Source organism: Pantoea sp. SYBGC1, assembly GCF_057197005.1.
Genome location: NZ_JBXUNM010000002.1, coordinates 12,806 through 34,433, shown reverse-complemented (window position 1 = coordinate 34,433; position 21,628 = coordinate 12,806). Strand labels below are relative to the sequence as shown.

Here is a 21,628-nt window from a genome sequence, read left to right as displayed (position 1 = left end):
AAGGAGGGTAATATGGTGCTGGTAATGGTGACGCTACTGTCGCTGGCGACGGGCAGTTTTATTAACGTTGTGGTGTATCGGCTGCCGCGGCATATTACCGGGGCGCCCACCTTCACTTCCCTGCTGGCCCCCTCCTCCTGCTGCATACACTGTGAACGCGTCCTGCGCTGGTATGACATGATCCCGGTGCTGAGCTGGCTGCTGCTGCGCGGCCGGTGTCGCGATTGCTGCGGCCCTATCAGCGGTCGTTATCCGGTTACTGAGGCCACAACGTCGCTGATCGCCCTGCTGCTGATGCAGCTGCTGCCCGCGGACAGCCGCCTGATTGCCGCACTGCTGCTGGCATGGTCACTGCTGGCGCTTTCGCTTATCGATATGACGCATCTGCTGCTGCCGGATGCGATTACGCTGCCGCTGCTCTGGCTTGGTCTGCTACTGCATGCCGGTGATGTAATGCCCGGTACGCTTCGTGATGCCGTTACCGGCGCAGCGGCCGGGTATAGCGTGATTCGCTTTACCGGCTGGTGCTATCAGCTGCTGAGAAACCAGCCGGGCATCGGGCGGGGGGATGCAAAATTAATGGCGGCGCTGGGCGCCTGGCTTGGCTGGACGTCACTGCCGGCGCTGTTGCTTATCGCCTGTGGCAGCGCGCTGATTTTTGTGATCTTTATCAAACCCTGCGGTTTTCAGCAGCCAGGCCGCCCTGTCCCGTTTGGTCCGTGGCTTTCACTGGCGGGCATAAGTCTCTTTATTCATTCAATAATTTAAAGCTGGCCATTTTAGCGGAGAAATAACAGCGGCCAGTTTCTGTCCAACGTTATGATTCGTATATGAAAAGAATAAACAATTCTACACAAAATTAATCATTGTGATGTGAGGCAAAAGGCTCTATATTGGCCGCGCTTTTTACATTACTGATACTTTTTTGTTCAATTAGTCAATCGGCCAGCCACTGCGAGCCCCGGTTGAAGGAGAGATATGATGACGGATAAAGTCCGTATTGATAATTTTGGTGCCAGCTCATTCAACGGAAACAACGACGCATTCTTAGCCCGTCAGGCTGAGTTTGAATCAAACGTCAGGAGTTACCCGCGCAAATTGCCTTTAGCTATCGCTAAAGCCAGCGGCGTGTGGATTACGGATGTTGAGAATAAGCAATATCTTGACTGTCTGGCTGGCGCAGGGACGCTGGCACTTGGTCATAACCATCCTGATGTTCTGCAGAGCATCCAAAATGTCATTACCAGCGGCTTGCCGTTACATACTCTTGATCTGACCACACCGCTGAAAGATCAATTCTCTGAATCACTGCTTTCTCTGCTGCCTGGCCAGGGCAAAGAGTATTGCCTGCAGTTCACCGGCCCATCCGGTGCGGACGCCGTTGAAGCTGCGCTGAAGCTGGCGAAGAAAGTCACCGGCCGCAGCGGTATTATCAGCTTCTCAGGCGGCTATCACGGCATGACGCATGGCGCGCTTGCGGTGACCGGCAACCTGTCGCCAAAAGAGGCGGTTAACGGCATGATGCCGGAAGTGCAGTTTATGCCTTATCCGCACCAGTACCGCTGCCCGCTGGGCATTGGTGGTGACGCAGGCGTAAAAGCGCTGACCTACTACTTCGATAACCTGATCAATGACGTAGAAAGCGGCGTGCGCAAGCCGGCAGCCGTTATTCTGGAAGCGGTTCAGGGTGAAGGCGGCGTGAACCCGGCTCCGGCTGAGTGGCTGCAGCGCATTCGCAAAGTTACGCAGGAGCACGGCATTCTGCTGATTCTGGATGAAGTTCAGGCAGGCTTTGCCCGTACCGGCAAATTCTTCGCCTTTGAACACGCCGGCATCGAGCCGGACATCATCGTGATGTCAAAAGCGGTTGGCGGTGGCCTGCCTCTCGCTGTACTGGGCATTAAAAAGCAGTTTGATGCCTGGTCACCAGGACACCATACCGGGACTTTCCGCGGCAACCAGCTGGCGATGGCGACCGGTCTGGCGACCCTGAAAGTGCTGACCGAGCAGAATATTGCTGCCAAAGTTGCGGAACAGGGCGAATGGCTGAAAGCACAGCTGGCAGAGATGCAGCAGCGCTTCCCGGTTATCGGTCACATTCGCGGCATGGGCATGATGATCGGTATTGAAATCGTTAAGCCTGATGAGCCAGCCGATCACATGGGCAGCTTCCCGGCAGATGGCGAGCTTTCTGCGCTGCTGCAGAAGAAATGCTTCGAAGCGGGCCTGATTCTGGAGCGCGGTGGCCGTCACGGTTCTGTCCTGCGTCTGCTGCCGTCCCTGCTTATCACAAACGAAGAGCTGGCCGTGTTCCTGGATAAATTTGAGCAGGCGCTGCTGGGCGCTGGCGTCAAACCTGTTTGACTGGAAAAGTAAATGAGTGAAGTGAATCCGATTCTGGCCGCCTCTGCGCAGAGCATTGAGGCGTATCAGCAGGCGATTGCCCAGAGCAGCGCCGCGGTTGTGCAGTGGCTGCAACAGCCTGAGATGTATCAGGGCAAAACGGTTGCCGAACTGCGCGAGCGAATTGCGCTTGACTTCAATCCTGACGGCCTGGGTAACCAGGCTGCGATTGAGCGCGCAATTGAGTATTTCCTGAAAGACAGCCTGTCAGTGCATCACCCGCAGTGTGTGGCGCATCTGCACTGTCCAAGCCTGGTAGTAAGCCAGGCCGCTGAAGTTCTGATCAACGCCACGAACCAGAGCATGGATTCCTGGGATCAGAGCCCATCAGCGACCATCATTGAGGTCAAACTCATTGAATGGCTGCGTGCCCAGGTAGGTTACGCTGCCGGCGACGCGGGCGTCTTTACCAGCGGCGGCACCCAGAGCAATCTGATGGGCCTGATGCTGGCGCGTGATGCATTCTTTGCCCGCCAGGGACATTCAGTGCAGCAGGATGGCATCACCGGCGATCTGCGTAAAATGAAAGTGTTCTGCTCTGAAAATGCGCACTTCTCCGTACAGAAGAACATGGCGCTGCTCGGCCACGGCTATCAGTCTGTGGTTCAGGTGAAGTCGGATGACTTTGCGCGCATGGATGTCAACGATCTGCAGGCCAAACTGGCGCAGGCTGAAGCGAATGGCGAACAGGTACTGGCGATTGTTGCTACGGCGGGTACCACCGACGCAGGCGCTATCGATCCGCTGCGCGAAATTGCTGCCATTGCTGCTGAACGTAACATCTGGGTGCACGTGGATGCGGCATGGGGCGGCGCGCTGCTGCTGTCAGAGAAGTATCGCCACTACCTGGATGGCCTGGAGAGGGTGGACTCCGTTACCCTGGACTTCCATAAGCAATATTTCCAGACCATCAGCTGCGGCGCGTTTCTGCTGAAAGATGCGCGTCACTATGAACTGATGCGTTATCAGGCGGCTTACCTCAACTCGGAGTTTGATGAAGAGGCGGGCGTACCAAACCTGGTCTCTAAATCGCTGCAGACCACGCGTCGCTTCGATGCGCTGAAGCTGTGGATGGGTCTGGAAGCGCTGGGTCAGAAACAGTATGCGGCGATTATCGACCACGGCGTCACGCTGGCGCAGGAAGTGGCGCAGTATGTTGAAGCGACACCGCGTCTGGAGCTGGTGATGCAGCCGCAGCTGGCAAGCGTACTGTTCCGCTATCGTCCGCAGCAGCTCACCGATATCGCGCAGATCGCCCTGTTTAATCAGCGCATCGGCGATGTGCTGCTGGAGTCGGGCCGCGCTAACGTAGGCGTGACCGAAAATCAGGGCGTGACCTGCCTGAAGCTGACGCTGCTGAATCCGACCGTGACGCTGGATGATATTAAGCTGCTGCTGGCTCTGGTGGAAAAAACCGCCGATCAGCTGCTGAGCGCCTGATTCTCCGGCTGACATCAGGCCGGCAACCTTCACGGGTTGCCGGCTTTTTTTATGCCGGATTTTCCGTGCCGCTGCCACGTGCTATCACCCCCGCCTCCAGCAGGCAGCCTCTCAGCGCGCCAAACGCATCCTGACACTGACGCTCGTCAACGCAGGCATATCCCAGCAGTAAACCGCGTTTCTCCTGCGGGTGCATGTAATATTGCGACAGCGCCCGCACCTTCACGCCGCGCCTGAGCGCCAGCGCAGCTATCGCCACGTCATCACACCCCTGCGGCAGCGGCAGTACCAGATGCAGACCCGCCTGATAGTTCACCGCAGGCATAAACGCCTCCCCAAGATAGCGGGTAATAAGCCCGGTCAGAAACTGTCGCCGCTGGCTGTAAAGCTTGCGCATGCGGCGGATATGCGCCATGTAATGCCCTTTTTGAATAAACTCTGCCAGCGCGCGCTGGATCAGCAGGTGACCGCCCCGGTACAGCTCCGCCGCCGCCAGCCGCAGCGGCTGTGCCAGCGTTTTGGGCACGACCAGATAGCCCAGCCGCAGCGCCGGATAGAGCGTTTTAGAGAACGTACCCATGTAGATAACCGGCGCATCCGCTTCAAAACCCTGCAGCGACGGAAACGGCTGTCCGGAAAAACGAAACTCACTGTCGTAGTCATCTTCTACCAGCCAGCTTTTATGTTTCCGCGCTAAATCAAGCAGCTGCCTGCGGCGCTCCAGGCTAAGATGCACGCCCAGTGGATACTGATGTGACGGTGTCACAAATATCATTTTTGGCGGTTTACTGCGCGGCGTCAGATCGGGAATGATGCCCTGCTCATCCACCGCTTTCGCCTGAATTTTAAGGCCGTTAATACGCAGCAAATTACGCGTTCCCCAGTAGCCCGGCTCCTCGATCCAGACCGGATCGCCCGCGTCGCACAGCACGCGCGTCACCAGATCCACCGCCTGATGTACCCCCTCGGTAATAATGATCTGGTCGGCGTCCGCCCGAACCGAACGCGCCACGCTGAGATACTCTGCCAGCGCCTGACGCAGCTGCGGACAGCCTCCGCTGCTGCTGTAGATTAGCCGCTCTATCTCCGGATCGCGGTTCAGCCGCGCCTGGATCTGACTGAACAGCTTATGCGGAAACTGACGCACATCGGGGGCGCCCGGAACAAATGCGCCCCACTGCCACGGCGAGGCGTTGGCATGGCCGAGCAGGGTTGCACCCCGTCGCGACAGCGCAGCGGGTTTTGTCAGCACGGCAGCAGGCTCAGAAACGCGCTGCGGGCTGTTCAGACACCCCTCCGGCAGCGTTTCAGCAATCCAGGTGCCGCTGCCGGTACGCGCCGTGACGTAACCCTGCGCGATGAGATTTTCATAAACGTTCAGCACCGTATTACGCGACACCCCCAGCTCGCGCGCCAGATCGCGCGTGGCGGGCAGGCGCGAGGCGCGCGGGAAAATACCTTCAGCAATCGCCTGCTGCATGCAGATAAGCAGGCGCTGCTGCAGCGTGCCCTCTGCAACAAATTGCAGACGTTCCAGAACATGATCGGCATACAAACTCCGCAATTGGCTCCATCCTTTTTCGTTAAATTGGCTCTGGCAACCTGTGCCGCTGCAGGCATAAATAAGCGTGTTTGTCGTGATTTGTAAAGAAGCTTATCGCTAAGGAAAGGTTATGGAAGGTAAAAACAGCCAGCTGCAACAACGTAAAGATGACGCCCTGCCACGCGGCACCGGCAACCTGTGTCCGTGGTTTGTTGAGCAGGCGGAGAACGCCACGCTGCGCGACACTGAAGGTAATAGCTGGATCGACTTTGCTGGCGGTATCGCGGTTCTGAACACCGGCCATCGTCATCCGCGCGTCGTGCAGGCCATCAAAGATCAGTTAGAGAAGTTTACCCATACCGCTTTCCAGGTCACGCCTTATGAGAACTATGTTGCGCTGGCGGAACGCATCAACGATCTGGTGCCTATCGCCGGTAAAGTGAAAACCGCGTTTTTCAGCACCGGTGCTGAAGCGGTAGAGAATGCCGTTAAGGTTGCGCGCGCCGCCACGCGGCGTCACGGTATCATTACCTTCGGCAATGCGTTTCATGGCCGCACCTTTATGACCATGGCGATGACCGGCAAAGTGGCTCCCTATAAGCGCGACTTTGGCCCGATGCCCGCCTCCGTATTCCACGCCCGTTATCCAAACAGCGTCACCGGCATCACGACAGCGGATGCGCTGGCAAGTCTGGATGACCTCTTTACACAGGATATCGCCCCGCAGGATGTGGCCGCGATCGTGCTGGAGCCGGTACAGGGTGAAGGTGGCTTCCATATCGCCCCCCCTGAATTTATGACCCAGCTGCGCGCACTGGCCGATCGGCACGGCATCCTGCTGATTGCTGATGAAGTACAAAGCGGATTTGGCCGCACCGGAAAAATCTTTGCCATGGAACACTATGACGTGGAGCCTGACCTCATCACCATGGCAAAAAGCCTCGCCGGCGGTATGCCGCTCTCTGCCGTCAGCGGGCGAGCAGAAATTATGGATGCGCCCGGCCCCGGCGGCCTGGGGGGTACCTATGCCGGTAACCCTCTCTCTATTGCAGCGGCGCACGCGGTGCTGGATGTTATCGCTGAAGAGCAGCTCTGCGAACGCTCCGTTCAGCTTGGCGCCGCGCTGACCGAATTTCTGCAGGGAGTACGCGCCACGCAGCCTGCTATTACCGATATCCGCGCGCTGGGTTCCATGGTGGCCGTGGAGTTTGCTGATGCGCAGAGTGCGCAGGCACTGCAGCAACAGGCGATGGCGCAGGGGCTGCTGCTGCTGACCTGCGGACCGCAGGGCAACGTCATCCGCTTCCTCTATCCGCTGACGATTCCGGACGCGCAGTTCCGTCAGGCGCTCGATATTCTCGGCGGTCTGCTCGCTCCGCAGCGTTAAACCGCGCTGCACCTCAGGCCTGTCCGCTGCAGGCCTGACTTGTCCACCTTCACGCCAGGCGGCGCTATGCGTCGCCTGAGAGACGATTCGGAGAAAAAACTATGACTGCTCAGAATGCCGACGTACTGGCACCAGGCCTGAAGCCGCGCCACGTGAGGATGCTATCTATTGCCGGCGTTATCGGGGCCGGCCTGTTTGTCGGATCCGGTCACGCCATCGCCGAAGCGGGACCGGCAGTGCTGCTCGCCTATATTGCCGCCGGTACGCTGGTGGTGCTGATTATGCGCATGCTGGCTGAAATGGCCGTCGCCTCGCCTGATTCCGGCTCTTTTTCCACCTATGCTGATAAATCGCTGGGGCGCTGGGCCGGTTTTACCATCGGCTGGCTCTACTGGTGGTTCTGGGTGCTGGTGATCCCGCTTGAAGCTAACGCCGCCGGCACTATTCTGCACGGCTGGTTTCCGCAGGTGGACGTCTGGGAATATACCCTGGCGATTACGGCGTTTCTGACCGTCAGCAATCTGTTCAGCGTGAAAAACTATGGCGAGTTTGAGTTCTGGTTTGCCCTGCTGAAGGTAGTGGCGATCGTCGGCTTCCTGGTGGCCGGTAGCCTGGCAGTATTTGGCCTGCTGCCCGGCAGCAACACGCAGGGGATCTCACATCTCTGGGATACCAAAGGCTTTATGCCAAACGGTGTCAGCGCCGTACTGGCGGCTATTCTGACCACCATGTTCTCTTTCATGGGCACGGAAATTGTCACCATTGCCGCGGCGGAGTCGCGTGAACCGAAAAAGCAGATCACCCAGGCGACCAACTCCGTGATCTGGCGTATCGCGCTGTTTTATCTGCTGTCGATTTTCCTAGTGATTTCGCTGGTGCCGTGGAACAGTCCGGCGCTAATGAAGAATGGTTCTTATCAGACCGCTATGGAGATGATGAACATCCCGCACGCGCGTCTGATTGTCGATATTGTGGTACTGATTGCCGTCTGCAGCTGCCTGAACTCTGCGCTCTATACCGCCTCGCGTATGCTGTTTTCGCTGTCGCGCCGTCAGGATGCCCCCGCGGCCGCATCACGCACCACGCGCAGCGGTACGCCGTGGGTCGCGGTATTGCTCTCAACCGCAGCGGCGTTTCTGGCGGTATTTGCCAACTACGTGGCACCCAGCGCCGTTTTTGAGTTCCTGCTGGCCAGCTCCGGAGCCATTGCGCTGCTGGTCTATCTGGTTATTGCAGCTTCTCACCTGGTGCTGCGTAAAAAGCGCGAGGCGCGTGGTGAAGTCCTGAGCTACCGCATGTGGCTCTTCCCGGGACTCACCTGGGCAACCATTGTGTTTATCATCGGCGTGCTGGGCTCCATGCTGTTTAATCAGCAGCATCGCCCGGAGATCATCGCAACCGCTATTCTGACGCTGCTGGTGCTGGCTGCCAGCCGGCTGGTACACCGCAAACGCGCGGCACGCCGCCACGCCAGAATGGTCGCCGTTCGTTCCTGAGTTACAGTGCCGGGCAGGGATGCCCGGTTTCAGTACACGTCAATGCTGATGGCTGACTCCGGCACATCAATTTTCACCACGCAGTGCGTCCAGACGGGCTGGCCCGGTGACAGCTCATGCTCGATGAAATAGCGCTGAAACGCTTTCAGTGCTTCCGTCAGGTCGCCTACGGCACGCGCATCAGGTTCAAACCAGTCAGGTTCGCCCTGCTCATCCAGATAGTTAAACTGATACTGTCCCCCCTCCTCATCAGCAAACAGCTCAGCCTGTACCGTCAGCTGACGTGCGTTCTCAGGTCCGCAGCTGTAAATAATCTGTCCGATGCGGCGATAGAGATCTTCATATTGCATATTTTTTATTCCCGCGTGTAGATGGCGACACTGCACCACCCGTTAAGGTTGACTTTCTGCCGCATGCCCTGACAATGGCAGCGCCAGTTTTAGCCGTTTATAAAGGGAGTTTACCATAGCCTGTTTATCGCGTTTTCATCTGACAGCGCTGCTGCGCACCGCCGCGCTGGCGCTGCTACTGGCAGGCTGTGCCGGCACTCCACCGAAGTCGCTGGTGACGCCGCTGCCGCTGCCGCCCGCGGCGAAGCCGCCGGTAACGCCTACTCCGGACGCCCGGCGCGTGCCGATGCGCGGCGTATGGCTCACCACCGTTTCGCGCCTCGACTGGCCGCCGGTGACATCGGTGACGGCTGCACCTGCAGAGCGTGTGCGTCTGCAGCAGGCGTCGCTCATCGCAAAACTGGACCAGGTAAAACAGCTCGGAATCAACACGGTGTTTTTCCAGGTCAAGCCTGACGGTACCGCCCTCTGGTCCTCAAAGATCCTGCCGTGGTCCGATACGCTGACCGGCCATATCGGTGAGTATCCCGGCTACGATCCGCTGGCGTTTCTGCTGAAAGAAGCCCATCAGCGTGGCATAAAAGTGCACGCCTGGTTTAACCCCTACCGCGTCTCGACTAACGTCAAACCCGGCACCCTGCGAGAATTACAGCGTACGCTGGCGCAGCAGCCTGCCAGCGTCTATGTGCTGCATCCTGACTGGATCCGCACTGCCAGCGACCGGCTGGTACTGGACCCGGGTATTCCCGCCGCTCGCGACTGGATCACCAGCATCGTGGCTGAAGTTGTTGCGCACTACGCCGTGGATGGCGTGCAGTTTGACGACTATTTCTACACGGAAACCGCGGCCTCTCCTCTGAATGACAGCACGACTTTTCGGCAATATGGCGCCGGTTTTACCTCTAAAGCTGACTGGCGGCGCAATAACACGCTACAGCTGATTGAGCAGGTTTCACGCACGATTAAAAAAGTGCGGCCCGGCGTGGCGTTTGGCGTCAGCCCGGCTGGAGTATGGCGCAATCTCTCTCACGACCCGGCGGGTTCCGATACGCGCGGGGCGGCCGCTTACGACGAGGCCTACGCCGATACGCGCCTCTGGGTTCAGCGTGGTCTGCTGGATTATATCGCGCCGCAGCTATACTGGCCGTTTGCCCGCGCAGCAGCGCGCTATGACGTGCTGACCCGCTGGTGGGCAGACGTGGTCCGTCCGACGCCGGTGCAGCTCTACATTGGCGTTGCGCTCTATAAAGTGGGCGTGGCCTCTAAAATGGAGCCCGACTGGACGCGTCAGAATGGAGTCCCCGAACTGCAAAAGCAGATTGAGCTGAATGAGTCGCTGCCGGATGTGGATGGCACCATTCTCTTCCGGGAAGGGTATCTGTCGCAGCCGCAGACGCAGGAGGCCGTGCGCTATCTGCAGGATCGCTGGAAAAGCCGCGACTGACCCGCATCAATCCGCTATCATCAGCGCCCGTTAGCCCGATTTGGATGCGCTATGTCTGCTGAATTTGATGCGTTTATCGCACCGCCGTGCCATGAACAGATCGCGGTAGTCTGTCAGGATGAGCACCTGCTGGTGATAGGTAAGCCCGCCGGTCTGCTGAGCCTCTCCGGTAAGAACCCGCAGAATAGCGATTCGGTGCATTACCGGCTGCTGCAGCGCTATCCCGGCTGTTCGCTGGTGCACCGGCTCGACTTTGGCACATCCGGTCTGATGATCATCGCCCGGAACAAAACCATTAACGCTGCGCTCTCCGCGCAGTTCAGTACGCGCCGCGTGGAAAAAACCTATACCGCGCTATTGTGCGGTCATCTGCCCGATGACGCAGGCGTGATAGATGCGCCGATTGCAAAGGATCCCGCGCACTTTCCGCTGATGTCAGTCTGCCCGGTGAAGGGTAAACCGGCGCGCTCGCGTTATCAGGTGACTGCACGCATTTGCCCGCCTGAAGGGCCGCCGCTGACGCGGGTGATGCTGATGCCCGAAACCGGACGTACCCATCAGCTGCGTCTGCACTGCCAGCTGCTGGGTTACCCGATTCTGGGCTGCGACTTTTATGGTGGCCGGCAGTTGCCGGGAACAGAAGAGGCGCCGCGTCTGATGCTGCACGCCAGTGCGATCCGGTTTGTTCACCCGGTCAGCCAGCAGCCGCTGCATCTGCAGCTACCGGCCCCGTTCTGAACGCCAGATCGCTTACCACATCAGATCATCCGGCACTTTAAAATCAGCGTACGGATCGTCCTCATCCTGCGCTTCCTGACTCAGCGCGCTGTTCAGCACAATCGCGCTGGCGTCGCGCTGCGCAATTTTATCCGCCACGCTGGCCGGAATAATGGCGTAGTCGCTTTTCTCTGTAACCAGCCGGGCAATGGCCAGACGTCCGTTGATAAGCTGCGTCTGCGTCGTTTTATCAACGGTAATTTTTTTGATCAGATTGTTGTCGGTGAAATTAAAATCGATATCACCCCGGCCAATGGTGATGCGGTTCATCTCAATGAGCTGCTTTACCTGCGCCTTATACTCTTTTTCCAGCACTGCCTGACGCTGCTGGTCATTAAGCTGCTTATCACGCGCAAGCTGCGCTTTTTTATTCTCTTCAACGGCCTGTTTCGCTTCGCGCGCCTGCACGCGTGACTTTTTGGCCGTGCGCTGCACCTTTTCCATTTTTTTGCTGGAGACTAATCCGGCTTTGAGCATCTGCTCCTGAAGAGTAAGTTTGGTCATGTCCGATCCTGAATCTGTTGGCTAATCTGCCGGATTATACCTGTTATTCACCGGGCTGTACCGACCACCCGCATCCGCGTGAGCGGATATCTGCAGCAGCCGGCAATCTCACCGATTAAAACGCGGCATTAATGCCTATATTCCATGTTATCTGCCGCCGATCGCTGTTACCGCCGATCGCAGAAACGCCGGTAAACGCGCTGACGGCGTCAGTCAGCGGCACCGATGCACCCGCTGCCGCCTCCAGCCAGCTATCATCGCCATTGCTCACCGTGCGGGTAAACGCCGTGCGCGTTGATTTCAGTCCACCACGCACGCTGCTCTCAGCGTCACCAAACTGGCGGTTGTAGCTGATCTCCGCCCAGGGATTGACGGGCCACCGCGCGGTGTCGATACGCCAGCCGGCTGCGCCGGTCTGGGTATGCCGGGTCTGATCGAAAAAACGCATTGCGGTGCTGCTCTCTCCGTTTTCACGGTAGCCACCGGCGCGCGCGTAATCGAGCGCATAGCGCACAACCGGACCGGTAGAGAGATGTGCGGTTAGCGGGAAGTCCCAGCCGCTCTGCACGCGAAAACCCAGCAGTTTACCGCTGCTGCTTCCCTGTTCTGTACGGGTGGCCGGCCCGATTGGAATACGGCGCTCGATAGCGTCATAACTGAGATCGCCATAGTGCACGTCTGCGTTGATCCAGCCCTGCTCAGACAGCGTAAGCTGGCTGTAAAGCGCCACCAGATTGCCGCGCATCTTAAATGAGTAACGATCGTCGGGATGCTGGCGCTGGTCGCTGCGTGACAGCAGCAGACCCGCCTGCCAGCTATCAGTCAGCTGATACCCCATACCCAGCGTCAGACTGGCCTGCGTGGCATCACCCGTGAGCAGATCGCTGCGGCGATAGTCAGCATGCTGCCCGGCGTAGCCACCAAACAGGCTGAACTCACCGGCACTCTGCGCCTGCTGACGCTGCTGCTGCAGATGCCCCTCCAGCGTATTTTGCATATCACGGGCCGCGCCTGCCGGCGCTGCGGTGAGCGATGAGACCAGCGCCGGTGCATCGAGAATCGAACGGATATAATCGGCAATCATCGCATGTACCGCCGGTGAGGGGTGCAGCCGGTCAGCAAACAGAAAGCGCTGCGCCTCGCTGAAGCCTGGCGTGGCGGAGGTACACTGTGCGGCGGACGTGCCTGGCGGGCAGGCCATACCGATGGTGTTGCTCAAACCATACCGCGCGGGGTCAGCGATCACTTCGCTGAGCAGGCCAGCGATATCAGCACGCACGATATTGCCTTTGAGCGCAGCCAGCCCCGCTTCCTCCTGCTGGTTAAATCCATCAGAGAGTGCCGTCACCTGCTCACTCAGCACCTGCCAGAGCGCGAATAGCTGCTGCGCCAGCGCATCGCGTACGGCAGGGATCGCAGAGACTTCTCCCGCCGCGCGGCTGAATGCGGTCTGAATTACCTGCTCGCGGGCAGCCTGACTCAGCACAGGCGTTGCGTTCAGCGACTGAAACGCCGCCTGCAGCGCTGAATCTCCCAGGGGGCCTGTCAGCTGCAGCACGGTCTCAATCATCAGCGGGGTTGTGCCGAGCTGCGGCACATTCGGCACGATTACCGTACCGGCACCTGCATCCAGCAGTGTTCTGATCTGTGCCGCCGCCGCGCTGGCGCTGGCAGCAACGGTCTGTGGCGCAGTCAGCGGATTTGCCAGTACCGCCGCCGCAATGTCATTGGCGCCTGCCCAGTAAATATAGAGGCCATTGCGCTCCGCGCGGCCGTTGTTACGCTGCAGCCAGCGCGCAAGCTGATCCTGCGTATTAAACGCCGGGTTAAGCGCCGGAACGGTCACGGCGCCACCCTGAGCATAGTTACTCCCGCCCTGCGATGAAGGACGCAGTGACAGGCCAGCGTCTGCTGCCAGAATTTCGTCATACAGGGGATGCTGCGCACCATCATATGTAAAGCGACCGACATTGCCGCCATCGCTCAGGCTATCGCCAAATACAGTCAGGCTATTCCAGGCGTAAGCAGGCGCAGAGGCAACGAGAGTGGCAGCAATGGCGCCGGCAAGCGCCAGGGGCGTAAAACGGGAATGATGCATATCGGACTCCTGAAATACCCCATCGCCACGCTGGCGACGAGACGGGCGAACCAGGCATGCGGCTCATCCGCAGGCGCCGTGGTATTGCAGAAAAGGTGTAGACATTCAGAGAGGCATTTACCAGATTGTGACCGGGGATTTGCGGTATCCGTCAGAATAATCGGGTTCAGGGCGATATAAAGCAGCGCCCGCCAGCAGGTGTGCTGACGGGCGAAATGGATTACATGCGGGCTTCGAGCGGCACCGGCACCTTCTTCGCTTTTGGCTTCAGGCCAAACATGAAAGAGGCAACGCGTGAACGCTTGATAAACCAGTAGCAGACGGCGCTCAGGCCGATGCCGATAGCACAGTCAATCAGCACATACAGAACGGCATAGTTGGCAGGCAGCCAGTCATCAATAAGCCAGGAGAATGCAATCACCACCGGATAGTGCAGCAGATAGATGATCAGTGCGGAATCTACGATAGCGGTCAGTATGCGATTCTCTTTAACCTGGATTTTTTCGAAGGTGAACACCATCCAGTAAGAGAGCATCGCGGAAAGCACGCTGCCCATCATCACCGGCACATACTTCACCACGCCGCCGATATGATTATGCGCAACGTAGTAGCAGCCCGCCCAGACGGCAGCCACCAGCGCGGCGATCAGCCAGTTATTCATCAGCTTACTGCTTGCGTAATGCGCAATCTTCTCGCGATTGATATAGAGCGCATAACCCGCCGTATAGTAGACCAGGAAGCGCGCCGTAATCGGGATTAGCTCGATAAATTCGCCTCGCCCTTTTACCAGGAATTTCAGTACAAAACAGGCGTTACCCAGCACAACTAATAGCGCGATAAGCGCAGGCAGTGAGAGTTTGCCCAGCTGGCGCGCGCTCCACTGATAAAAACTGCCGGGTACGACCAGCGACATAATGCTCAGCGATACCAGAAACCACAGGTGATGCATCATGGTGTAGCTGTTCAGCCAGCCTTCCGCTGAGTAAGGGCGATCATTTATCTGTCCGGAGATAAAATACATCAGCGGCGGAATAAACAGATAGGCTGAAACAAGCGGAATAAATACGCGCTTGCGACGGTTCTCGTTAAAAAACTGCTGTCCTTTACGGAGAATAATGAGGGCGGAAAACATCCCTGATAAAAAGAAAAAGACTTCCATCCTGAAGGTATGAAACATGCTCAACAGCGCAGTAAATATCTCAGCAGGATCGCGCTGAGCCGTATAATACCAGGGATTCTCGCCGGGCAAACTTCTTGAGGCATGTAACAAGACACCTTCCAGAATTAGCCCGGCACGCAGCAGGTCCAGACCGATATTTCGGCTGGACAAAAAGGATTGTGTTTTCACATCGCATACCTTGATAGGGATAGTGAGCGGAATATAGGGGAATCATGGACAGGGTAATACCAGAAAATTCTGTATACATTCCTGTGACTAACGATTAGGAATTTCGCTATTATGTAAAAGTTGTAACTTTTTTACGGACCTGTTCAGTAAAGCAGCGTTATCTGTTTGAAAGTGTTAGGGAGTTAATGCCTTGAACAAGCTGGGTGCCGCGCTGGCAAGCAAATTTCCTGGCGTATAATCGCAGCCCTGCTGGCGTGAGCGCTTTTCCGGCATCAGAACCTGACAGCCGAAAAATTATAAAAATGTTTAGCATGGTTATCCTGAAGCGGCAGAACAGGCCACTCCTCCTCTCCGAAAATCAGGTCCACTCTATTCTGCAGGCGTTTTGTACATCCTTATGATTAAGCAGATAATTTCTCAGCGTGATTACCAGGGTTTAAGAATTAACCTGATTTTGCTTTTTCCCGGATGCTTTAAGATTGTATGACCTGCATCACAGCTGTTATGGTTACATTTCACGCTTTAATTATCCGATCCATTAAATATTATTGAGCCTCACCAGACGGGAAATTTGTTATGCCTTATTCACTGATTCGTTTTGCTTCATTATTGGTTATCGGATTTATCCTGCAAAATACTGCATGGGCAGAGACGCCTGATACCAGTAATAACTTTATTATTGAAGCTTACGGTGGTTCAAGTACGCTGGGCGCAATGGCAGTCAGAGAGAATGGCAAGCAACATAACATCAACATTAGAGACAATGAGATTGCCCTGATAAATAAATGGCTTGGCGAAAAATATGGTCCGGGCATCCGCGTAGTGAATAAGGGCGCGGCCTCAGCGCAGGCAATGGATTTGCTGCACCCGAAATACTTTTATAAAAAGAATAAAAGCTGGCGTGAAGAGATGCAGCGTTCCCCCGCTAAAATAATCCTGCTGAACTTCGCAACTAACGATGCGCGACACTTTCATTTCAAAGATACCGAAGCGAAATATATCGTCAGCCCGGATCAATATACTAAAGTGATGACGGAGCTGATCGCGATTGCCCGTGAAGAGGGTAAACAGGTGGTGTTACAGGAGCCGCACCCGATTTGTGGCGGGGCAAAAAAGTGGAACGTTGCGCCTTATGTCACGAAGCTGGACGCACTGGCGCGCGCCGAGTCGCTGCCGCTGGCACGCCAGTATCAGCGTATTCTGCAAATGAAAGAGTGGCAGTCGCTGATGTCACCTGACTGTATCCATCCCTCTGAACAGCTCTATCGTATGAAAGCTGAGGAGACCTACTCCGTACTGACCGCACATTTCAATAATGAGCTTGCGGCGGCCGGTAAGTCAGGCAATGAGGCGCAGCAGGTCGCACGACGCTGAGTTTCAGGCAGCAATGACGCAGAAAGGGCATTTTTTTCATCCGGCTTTCGGCTATTGTAGCGCTACCGCTTCGTACCGAATGGAATGGAATAATGAGCACAAAATATGCCCCCGCGCAGATTCTGCTTCACTGGCTGACCTTTATTTTGATTGTTCTCGCTTATTGCACGATGGAGTTTCGCGGCCTGGCGCCGCGCGGCTCCTGGCAGCGTCTCTTTATGGTGGTGACGCACTTCTCTGCTGGCAGCTGCGTGCTGCTGCTGATGCTGTCGCGTCTGGTGATGCGGTTTCGCCATCGCACGCCGCCTATTGTGCCGAAGCCCGCCCACTGGCAGACCGGCCTGGCACACCTTACTCATCTGGCGATCTACCTGCTGTTTATTACCCTGCCGGTACTGGGCATTCTCTCCCGATTCTGGCTTGGCCGCGACTGGTGGCTATTTGGCATTCCGATGCCGGTCAGCGCCGCGCCCGATCCCGACCTGGCCGATACGCTGATTGAGTGGCATGAAACGCTGGTACCGCTGGGTTACTGGTTAATCGGCCTGCACGCGCTGGCGGCGCTGGCGCATCACTATCTGTTCAGGGACAATACGCTGCTGCGCATGATGCCATCGCGCAAGCCGCGCTAACGGCAGCCCGGCACGCGGCCGGGCTGCGTCAGTCAGCTTAATGTAAACCGTGCGGCGGTGCGCGCGAGCTGCGCCGCCTGATCTTCCAGCGAACTTGCTGCTGCCGACATCTGCTGAACCAGCGCCGCATTTTGCTGCGTAGCGCTATCCATCTCATTTACTGCAATGGTCACCTGGCTGATGCCGCGTGCCTGTTCATCAGACGCAATAACAATTTCATCGATAATATTGCGCACTGAGTTTACCGCCTGCGTCATTTCAGTCATGGTTTTACCGGCACGCTGAACCAGCCCGACGCCGCTGCTGACGCGCTCTCCGGACTCTTCGATCAGCGCAGCAATCTCTTTTACCGCGCTGGCACTGCGCTGCGCCAGATTACGAACTTCAGAGGCCACAACGGCAAAGCCACGCCCCTGCTCACCGGCACGTGCAGCTTCCACCGCCGCGTTGAGCGCCAGAATATTCGTCTGAAATGCGATGCTGTTGATAATGGCCGTAATATCGCCGATTTTTTTCGCGCTGTTATCTATCTGCGCCATCGTCTGCACCACTTCACCCACCAGTGTTTCGCCGCGGCTGGCAATATGCGTGGCGTTTTCTGTCAGCGTGGTTGCCTGATGCGCATTCGCCGCGTTGTGTTTCACCGTAGCGGTAATCTGCTCCATACTGGCCGCGGTCTGCTCCAGCGCAGCCGCCTGCTCTTCGGTTCGCGATGCAAGATCGAGGTTGCCGCTGGCGATTTCGCCCGCGCCTTGCCGCACTGACGCGCTGGCGTCCTGAATCTGGCTCGCCATATCGCGCAGCTGCGTCTGCATCGTATGCAGCGCGTAAAACAGGCTGCTGCGATCCTGCGACGCCAGCGGAATCGTATTATTAAGCCTGCCACCGGCCACTGCCAGCGCGATAGCCGTGGCTTCGGCCGGCTCGCCGCCAATCGGCTTAAGCACTTTGCGGCTAAATACCCATCCCAGCAGCACACTCACGGCAACGATGCTGATGAGCATCAGCACCAGCGCGTGCATCAGCTGGCGATGCGCCGCCGCCATCACTTTGCTCACCGGTGCAACAACGCCCAGGTACCAGTGCTGGTCGCTACTGCCGATAGTCACTGGCTGCCAGGTTATCAGCGCCGCTTCCCCCAGTATGGCGTCATGCTGTTCAGTAACGGCGCGGCTGAACGCATGCGTTTCCCCTTTCCAGGGTTTCGCGGTTTGCGTCTGGTCCGGATAAGAAACCACTCTGCCACCGCTGGAGAGCAGCATCGCGTAGCCACTGCCCTCCCAGGGCCTGATCTTGTTGATGCGCGCCTGCAGCGCCGCCAGTGAGATATCAGAAGTCACTACGCCCCAGAGCTTGCCCTGACTGATAATGGGAGCGGCAACGGAAGTGAGTAACACAGGCACCCCGTTATAGGCGTAGCTGTAAGGTTCAATCAGCGTATCCTTGCGACTTTTTTGTGGCAGCAGATAGTAATCTCCCTGCCCTGGCGTCAGCATGGAGGCCAGAGGATGCAGCCTGAAGCTGCCGCTGCTGTCGCGATCAACAAAGTAGGCGTAGCGTCCCTGCGGTGCAGCACCAGGCTGGCTGGCAAACTCTGCATCGCGGCCATCAAACGCATTATGTTCAAATATTACAGAGATGGAGAGGTAGTCGGGATTGTCACGCAGAGTAGAGATAAGAAGCTGATCCGCCACCTTTCGATCGCTGATCCCCGCCGCCGGCAGCGCAATCAGGCTATGTCCCAGATTATGCGCAACATCGCGCGCATAACTCAGCTCCTGCTGAATCTGCAACGCCTGACTCTGCGCAATCTGCTGCAAATAGCTTTCCGCCAGCGACTTCTGTTCTCTGCTGGATTGCCAGCTGAGCACGCCGATGGTGATAGCAAAGCCAAGGGTAATTGTGACCGCGCCCGTCAGCAGCATCTGAGTACGGGTACGCATTTTTCGCGTTATAAGTGCTTTTGTGGCCATGATGGCGCTCCTGAGGTTGGCAAATCAGAGCAATAATTGCGCCACATCCTGGGCCACCAGCGATCCTTTATCACTCTATCGGCTCAACCGTGCTGAACTTGATGGCATCCGCACCCGGATTAAAAAATAATCAATATTGTTGCCCCGCAGGGGTCGGTGCGTGACGCGGCCAGGGCGGCATTAATGCCGCCCCTACAGATGCCCCCGTAGGGGTCGCATTTATGCGACCCTGGGTTGGGTGCAGGACGTGACCAGGGCGGCATGAATGCCGCCCCTACAGAAACGCACGTAGGGGTCGCATTTATGCGACCCTGGGTTGGGTGCGGAACGCGACCAGGGCGGCATGAATGCCGCCCCTACAGATGCCCCGTAGGGGTCGCATTTATGCGACCCTGGGTTGGGTGTGCGGAACGTAACCAGGGCAGCATGAATGCCGCCCCTACAGAAACGCCCCTAGGGGTCGCATTTATGCGACCCGGTTTGGGTGCAGGACGCGGCCAGGGCGGCATGAATGCCGCCCCTACAGAAACGCCCGTAGGGGTCGCATTTATGCGACCCTGGCGTATTGATGCGACCCTGGATTAGGTGCGGAACGCGGCCAGGGCGGCATAAATGCCGCCCCTGCGGGATTTATGACGTCTTTCACTGGCGGATTGATCTGGCGCAAGAACTTTACGCGCAACTGCTGTCAACGTATCTCCTGCAGGCTTTCCGCCCTTACGATTTCAGGAGCATACAATGACAGGTAAAATGGGGTTAACCGGGTTTTTACTGGTGTGGCTGGTTTATGTTGTCTGGATGGTTAGCTACTACTCAGGAACCTTTTCACTCTTTTCACACTGATAAAATGGCCCGCACGCCGGGCTTTTTCATGCTTACTCAGAAAGTGGCAAAGGTGAATAAGGCGACAGCAAAACGCCGTCAGGAAGACGGCGCCGGGTGCATCATAACGATCAGGCCGCTTTAACCGCACGCACCTTTTTTTCAGGGGCAGAATCACTCTCTTTCACGTCAGATTTAACCTCTTTGTCTGCCGCTGCATCAGGCAGTTTGCTGGTGCGCAGAATATGCTGTACCGCGTCTTTCTGCTCTGCCAGCAGCATGCCCCAGGTTTCCGCTTCCGCATCCGCCAGCTCTGGCTTGATCTGCTGCAGCCAGTCGGTAAAGGCATCTGCCATATCGAGCATCTTGTCCCAGGCATCGGCATCTTTTTTACTGGCAAACGTCATCTTCTCTTCACCTTTTCTGACTACAACGTATTTGGTTTCGACTGCCATGATGCACCTCATTAACTGTATTTATATACAGTATATTCTGTTATGCGGCGATGAGCAAGTCTGCCCGCGTTTCAGGCGAGTAATTCCTCCAGAAAGGTGGCCAGCGCTTTTCGGGGATCATCTTCTTCCGAGACAATCATCTCAATTCCCCACTGCCCCAGTACCTCTTTAGCTACCGGATTATTGCGATTGGTAAAAAGATACGATTTAGGCCGGGCCGTCGCGAGTCCGGTTCGTCCCCACATTTTAGTCAGCCGGTAGAACAGCAGACGGATGTTGAAATCGCTGATGCTGTAGCCAACAAACAGCACCGAGTTACCCATCACGTCGTGCGTCAGTTTGATATCCAGTGGGGAATCAAAATAGAGACGTTCAAAATAGCTGCTCTCATCCAGCACAATCGACGTATCGTCATCGAAATCGCCGTGAAGCTTAATGATATGGCGCTTATCTTCAGTAAGCGAGACGAGATCGGCGGCGTTAGCCACTTTGCTATAGGGCACATTGTGCGCCTCGTGAGCCATCTCCAGCCAGCGATCGTAATTAGTGGTGTAGATGCGCGAGAAATTACCCTGGGTGATCATGGTATGGATTTCGGAGCTGCGCACGTCGATATCGGGCCGGTGCCACTCGCGATCCATCCAGCTGCGCAGCGGCCCCAGTGAGCCTTTGCGCTGCTTGTAATACTCTGCCAGCGACAGATGTGTCCCGTAAGTGTTGAATATTTTCGGATCGTAGCCCAGCTCTTTTGCCAGATGGGCAATCAGCTCGTGCCACTCCGGCAGGCCAAGATTGCGTGAGATGCCGGCACCGGCAAACAGGATCAGTTTGCCGGCATCGTAGGCGCGTTTGAGTTCAGGCTTCATACATAACCCCGCGCGGTTTTAAGAAAGGCGGCGAAGCGATCCAGCGCCAGGCGCCGATTAGAGATCTCATTCTTCAGATCGCCCATTTCAGCAAAGGTTTGCGTATACCCTTCCGGGATAAACACGCAGTCCCACTGAAACTCCTGCGGCCCGGCCGGCTCTGGCGCAATGCGACCGCGCAGCTGCCCTTCAAACTGATACATCTTGCGACCATCGCAATACCCCAGCACGGTTTTTGCCGTCACGCAGGGCGTATCCAGGCCGCGTACCAGTTTGGTAAAGCGATCGGCATTGAGCCGGCTCCAGAAGATACGCGTCAGTCCGGCTGGCAGACCGTTAAGCCCGTCCAGAAACAGGCCGGTGTGTTCTACAAACAGCGGCCGCCCGATAATGGAAAACGCTTTGGTGAGCTTATCGCGCACCAGTTCAACCTCATTTTCCGTCTGGATCTCCTCGATTCGCCGGGCGATAGGCACCACTTCCACCCCTACCGGTTCAAGGATGGTACGCACTTCAGAGAGTTTCAGCTCGTTAGCCGATAAGAAACGAATTTTCATTGCAACCAGTAATGTTAAGTAGGGTTAAACTGCATTAGTGAGGTGATACGGCTGTTTTTCGCCTATTGTTATATTTAGCACATCCGCCTGTGCCGGGAGTGATTCTACTCTGTGACCGGCAGAAGGAACAACCGCGCGCGCAATTAAGCGCAGGCAGAT

The 21,628-nt window shown here is 56.8% G+C and carries 18 protein-coding genes; 9 read left to right on the top strand and 9 right to left on the bottom strand.

Annotated elements, in window-relative coordinates; all coding sequences use genetic code 11:
• Nucleotides 1-12 precede the first annotated feature (12 nt).
• From AC2CF9_RS05675 to AC2CF9_RS05665, 3 genes are all read left to right on the top strand, one after another.
• Nucleotides 13-768, top strand: a complete 756-nt coding sequence (locus AC2CF9_RS05675; RefSeq protein WP_484556462.1) for a prepilin peptidase — start codon at nt 13-15, stop codon at nt 766-768.
• 213 nt (nt 769-981) lie between these two features.
• Nucleotides 982-2,364, top strand: a complete 1,383-nt coding sequence (locus AC2CF9_RS05670) for a diaminobutyrate--2-oxoglutarate transaminase (RefSeq protein ID WP_071668318.1) — start codon at nt 982-984, stop codon at nt 2,362-2,364.
• A gap of 12 nt (nt 2,365-2,376) precedes the next feature.
• Entirely contained in the window at nt 2,377-3,843 is a 1,467-nt protein-coding gene (locus tag AC2CF9_RS05665; RefSeq protein WP_484556461.1) for a pyridoxal phosphate-dependent decarboxylase family protein, read from the top strand.
• Nucleotides 3,844-3,892: 49 nt separating this feature from the next.
• On the opposite strand, the gene pdxR is transcribed toward AC2CF9_RS05665, so the two are convergent.
• Nucleotides 3,893-5,407: a MocR-like pyridoxine biosynthesis transcription factor PdxR gene (gene pdxR, locus AC2CF9_RS05660; RefSeq protein ID WP_484556460.1), complete on the bottom strand. Its 1,515-nt coding sequence runs from the start codon at nt 5,405-5,407 to the stop codon at nt 3,893-3,895.
• Nucleotides 5,408-5,516: 109 nt separating this feature from the next.
• Here pdxR and gabT point away from each other — a divergent pair, with 109 nt between their 5' ends.
• Nucleotides 5,517-6,773: a 4-aminobutyrate--2-oxoglutarate transaminase gene (gene gabT / locus AC2CF9_RS05655; protein WP_150017164.1), complete on the top strand. Its 1,257-nt coding sequence runs from the start codon at nt 5,517-5,519 to the stop codon at nt 6,771-6,773.
• A gap of 101 nt (nt 6,774-6,874) precedes the next feature.
• Complete coding sequence (gabP, locus tag AC2CF9_RS05650; protein WP_150017165.1) at nt 6,875-8,269, top strand: GABA permease; 1,395 nt, start codon at nt 6,875-6,877, stop codon at nt 8,267-8,269.
• Nucleotides 8,270-8,298: 29 nt separating this feature from the next.
• Here gabP and AC2CF9_RS05645 read toward each other — a convergent pair whose 3' ends face one another.
• Nucleotides 8,299-8,619: a hypothetical protein gene (locus AC2CF9_RS05645; protein ID WP_484556459.1), complete on the bottom strand. Its 321-nt coding sequence runs from the start codon at nt 8,617-8,619 to the stop codon at nt 8,299-8,301.
• Between the two features lie 139 nt (nt 8,620-8,758).
• Between AC2CF9_RS05645 and AC2CF9_RS05640 the strand changes: the two genes are divergently transcribed.
• Complete coding sequence (locus AC2CF9_RS05640; protein WP_484556637.1) at nt 8,759-10,063, top strand: glycoside hydrolase family 10-like protein; 1,305 nt, start codon at nt 8,759-8,761, stop codon at nt 10,061-10,063.
• Nucleotides 10,064-10,114: 51 nt separating this feature from the next.
• On the top strand, nt 10,115-10,801 hold the full coding sequence (locus tag AC2CF9_RS05635) for an RluA family pseudouridine synthase (protein ID WP_484556458.1): 687 nt from the start codon (nt 10,115-10,117) through the stop codon (nt 10,799-10,801).
• A gap of 12 nt (nt 10,802-10,813) precedes the next feature.
• Here the strand turns inward: AC2CF9_RS05635 and AC2CF9_RS05630 are convergent, their stop codons facing one another.
• The 3 genes from AC2CF9_RS05630 to AC2CF9_RS05620 all read right to left on the bottom strand — a co-directional run bounded on the left by AC2CF9_RS05630 (nt 10,814) and on the right by AC2CF9_RS05620 (nt 14,790).
• Nucleotides 10,814-11,344 carry a DUF2058 domain-containing protein gene (locus AC2CF9_RS05630; protein ID WP_150017169.1) on the bottom strand — a complete coding sequence of 177 codons (531 nt, stop codon included), beginning with the start codon at nt 11,342-11,344 and terminating at the stop codon, nt 10,814-10,816.
• 115 nt (nt 11,345-11,459) lie between these two features.
• A complete protein-coding gene (locus AC2CF9_RS05625) occupies nt 11,460-13,442 on the bottom strand; it encodes an autotransporter outer membrane beta-barrel domain-containing protein (protein WP_484556457.1) in 1,983 nt (660 codons plus the stop codon).
• Nucleotides 13,443-13,662: 220 nt separating this feature from the next.
• Nucleotides 13,663-14,790: an acyltransferase family protein gene (locus tag AC2CF9_RS05620; protein WP_484556456.1), complete on the bottom strand. Its 1,128-nt coding sequence runs from the start codon at nt 14,788-14,790 to the stop codon at nt 13,663-13,665.
• A gap of 576 nt (nt 14,791-15,366) precedes the next feature.
• Between AC2CF9_RS05620 and AC2CF9_RS05615 the strand changes: the two genes are divergently transcribed.
• Nucleotides 15,367-16,164 (top strand): SGNH/GDSL hydrolase family protein, encoded by a 798-nt coding sequence (locus tag AC2CF9_RS05615; RefSeq protein ID WP_484556455.1) that lies wholly within the window; start codon nt 15,367-15,369, stop codon nt 16,162-16,164.
• Between the two features lie 92 nt (nt 16,165-16,256).
• Nucleotides 16,257-16,796 carry a cytochrome b561 gene (gene cybB, locus AC2CF9_RS05610; protein ID WP_484556454.1) on the top strand — a complete coding sequence of 180 codons (540 nt, stop codon included), beginning with the start codon at nt 16,257-16,259 and terminating at the stop codon, nt 16,794-16,796.
• Nucleotides 16,797-16,828: 32 nt separating this feature from the next.
• On the opposite strand, the gene AC2CF9_RS05605 is transcribed toward cybB, so the two are convergent.
• From AC2CF9_RS05605 to AC2CF9_RS05590, 4 genes are all read right to left on the bottom strand, one after another.
• A complete protein-coding gene (locus AC2CF9_RS05605) occupies nt 16,829-18,769 on the bottom strand; it encodes a methyl-accepting chemotaxis protein (RefSeq protein ID WP_484556453.1) in 1,941 nt (646 codons plus the stop codon).
• Between the two features lie 953 nt (nt 18,770-19,722).
• Nucleotides 19,723-20,046: a YebG family protein gene (locus AC2CF9_RS05600; RefSeq protein WP_150016644.1), complete on the bottom strand. Its 324-nt coding sequence runs from the start codon at nt 20,044-20,046 to the stop codon at nt 19,723-19,725.
• A 71-nt stretch (nt 20,047-20,117) separates the two neighbouring features.
• Entirely contained in the window at nt 20,118-20,912 is a 795-nt protein-coding gene (locus AC2CF9_RS05595; protein WP_034829783.1) for an SIR2 family protein, read from the bottom strand.
• On the bottom strand, nt 20,909-21,469 hold the full coding sequence (locus AC2CF9_RS05590) for a non-canonical purine NTP pyrophosphatase (RefSeq protein ID WP_040113457.1): 561 nt from the start codon (nt 21,467-21,469) through the stop codon (nt 20,909-20,911). The genes AC2CF9_RS05595 and AC2CF9_RS05590 overlap by 4 nt, the downstream gene beginning before the upstream one ends.
• Nucleotides 21,470-21,628: the final 159 nt, after the last annotated feature.

Coding starts and splice junctions, on each gene's coding strand:
- AC2CF9_RS05670 (WP_071668318.1), top strand. CDS start 982: ATGACGGATAAAGTCCGTATTGATAATTTTGGTGCCAGCTCATTCAAC.
- AC2CF9_RS05600 (WP_150016644.1), bottom strand. CDS start 20,046: ATGGCAGTCGAAACCAAATACGTTGTAGTCAGAAAAGGTGAAGAGAAG.
- cybB (WP_484556454.1), top strand. CDS start 16,257: ATGAGCACAAAATATGCCCCCGCGCAGATTCTGCTTCACTGGCTGACC.
- AC2CF9_RS05615 (WP_484556455.1), top strand. CDS start 15,367: ATGCCTTATTCACTGATTCGTTTTGCTTCATTATTGGTTATCGGATTT.
- AC2CF9_RS05590 (WP_040113457.1), bottom strand. CDS start 21,469: ATGAAAATTCGTTTCTTATCGGCTAACGAGCTGAAACTCTCTGAAGTG.
- AC2CF9_RS05625 (WP_484556457.1), bottom strand. CDS start 13,442: ATGCATCATTCCCGTTTTACGCCCCTGGCGCTTGCCGGCGCCATTGCT.
- AC2CF9_RS05630 (WP_150017169.1), bottom strand. CDS start 11,344: ATGACCAAACTTACTCTTCAGGAGCAGATGCTCAAAGCCGGATTAGTC.
- AC2CF9_RS05645 (WP_484556459.1), bottom strand. CDS start 8,619: ATGCAATATGAAGATCTCTATCGCCGCATCGGACAGATTATTTACAGC.
- AC2CF9_RS05665 (WP_484556461.1), top strand. CDS start 2,377: ATGAGTGAAGTGAATCCGATTCTGGCCGCCTCTGCGCAGAGCATTGAG.
- gabP (WP_150017165.1), top strand. CDS start 6,875: ATGACTGCTCAGAATGCCGACGTACTGGCACCAGGCCTGAAGCCGCGC.
- AC2CF9_RS05595 (WP_034829783.1), bottom strand. CDS start 20,912: ATGAAGCCTGAACTCAAACGCGCCTACGATGCCGGCAAACTGATCCTG.
- gabT (WP_150017164.1), top strand. CDS start 5,517: ATGGAAGGTAAAAACAGCCAGCTGCAACAACGTAAAGATGACGCCCTG.
- AC2CF9_RS05635 (WP_484556458.1), top strand. CDS start 10,115: ATGTCTGCTGAATTTGATGCGTTTATCGCACCGCCGTGCCATGAACAG.
- AC2CF9_RS05675 (WP_484556462.1), top strand. CDS start 13: ATGGTGCTGGTAATGGTGACGCTACTGTCGCTGGCGACGGGCAGTTTT.
- AC2CF9_RS05605 (WP_484556453.1), bottom strand. CDS start 18,769: ATGGCCACAAAAGCACTTATAACGCGAAAAATGCGTACCCGTACTCAG.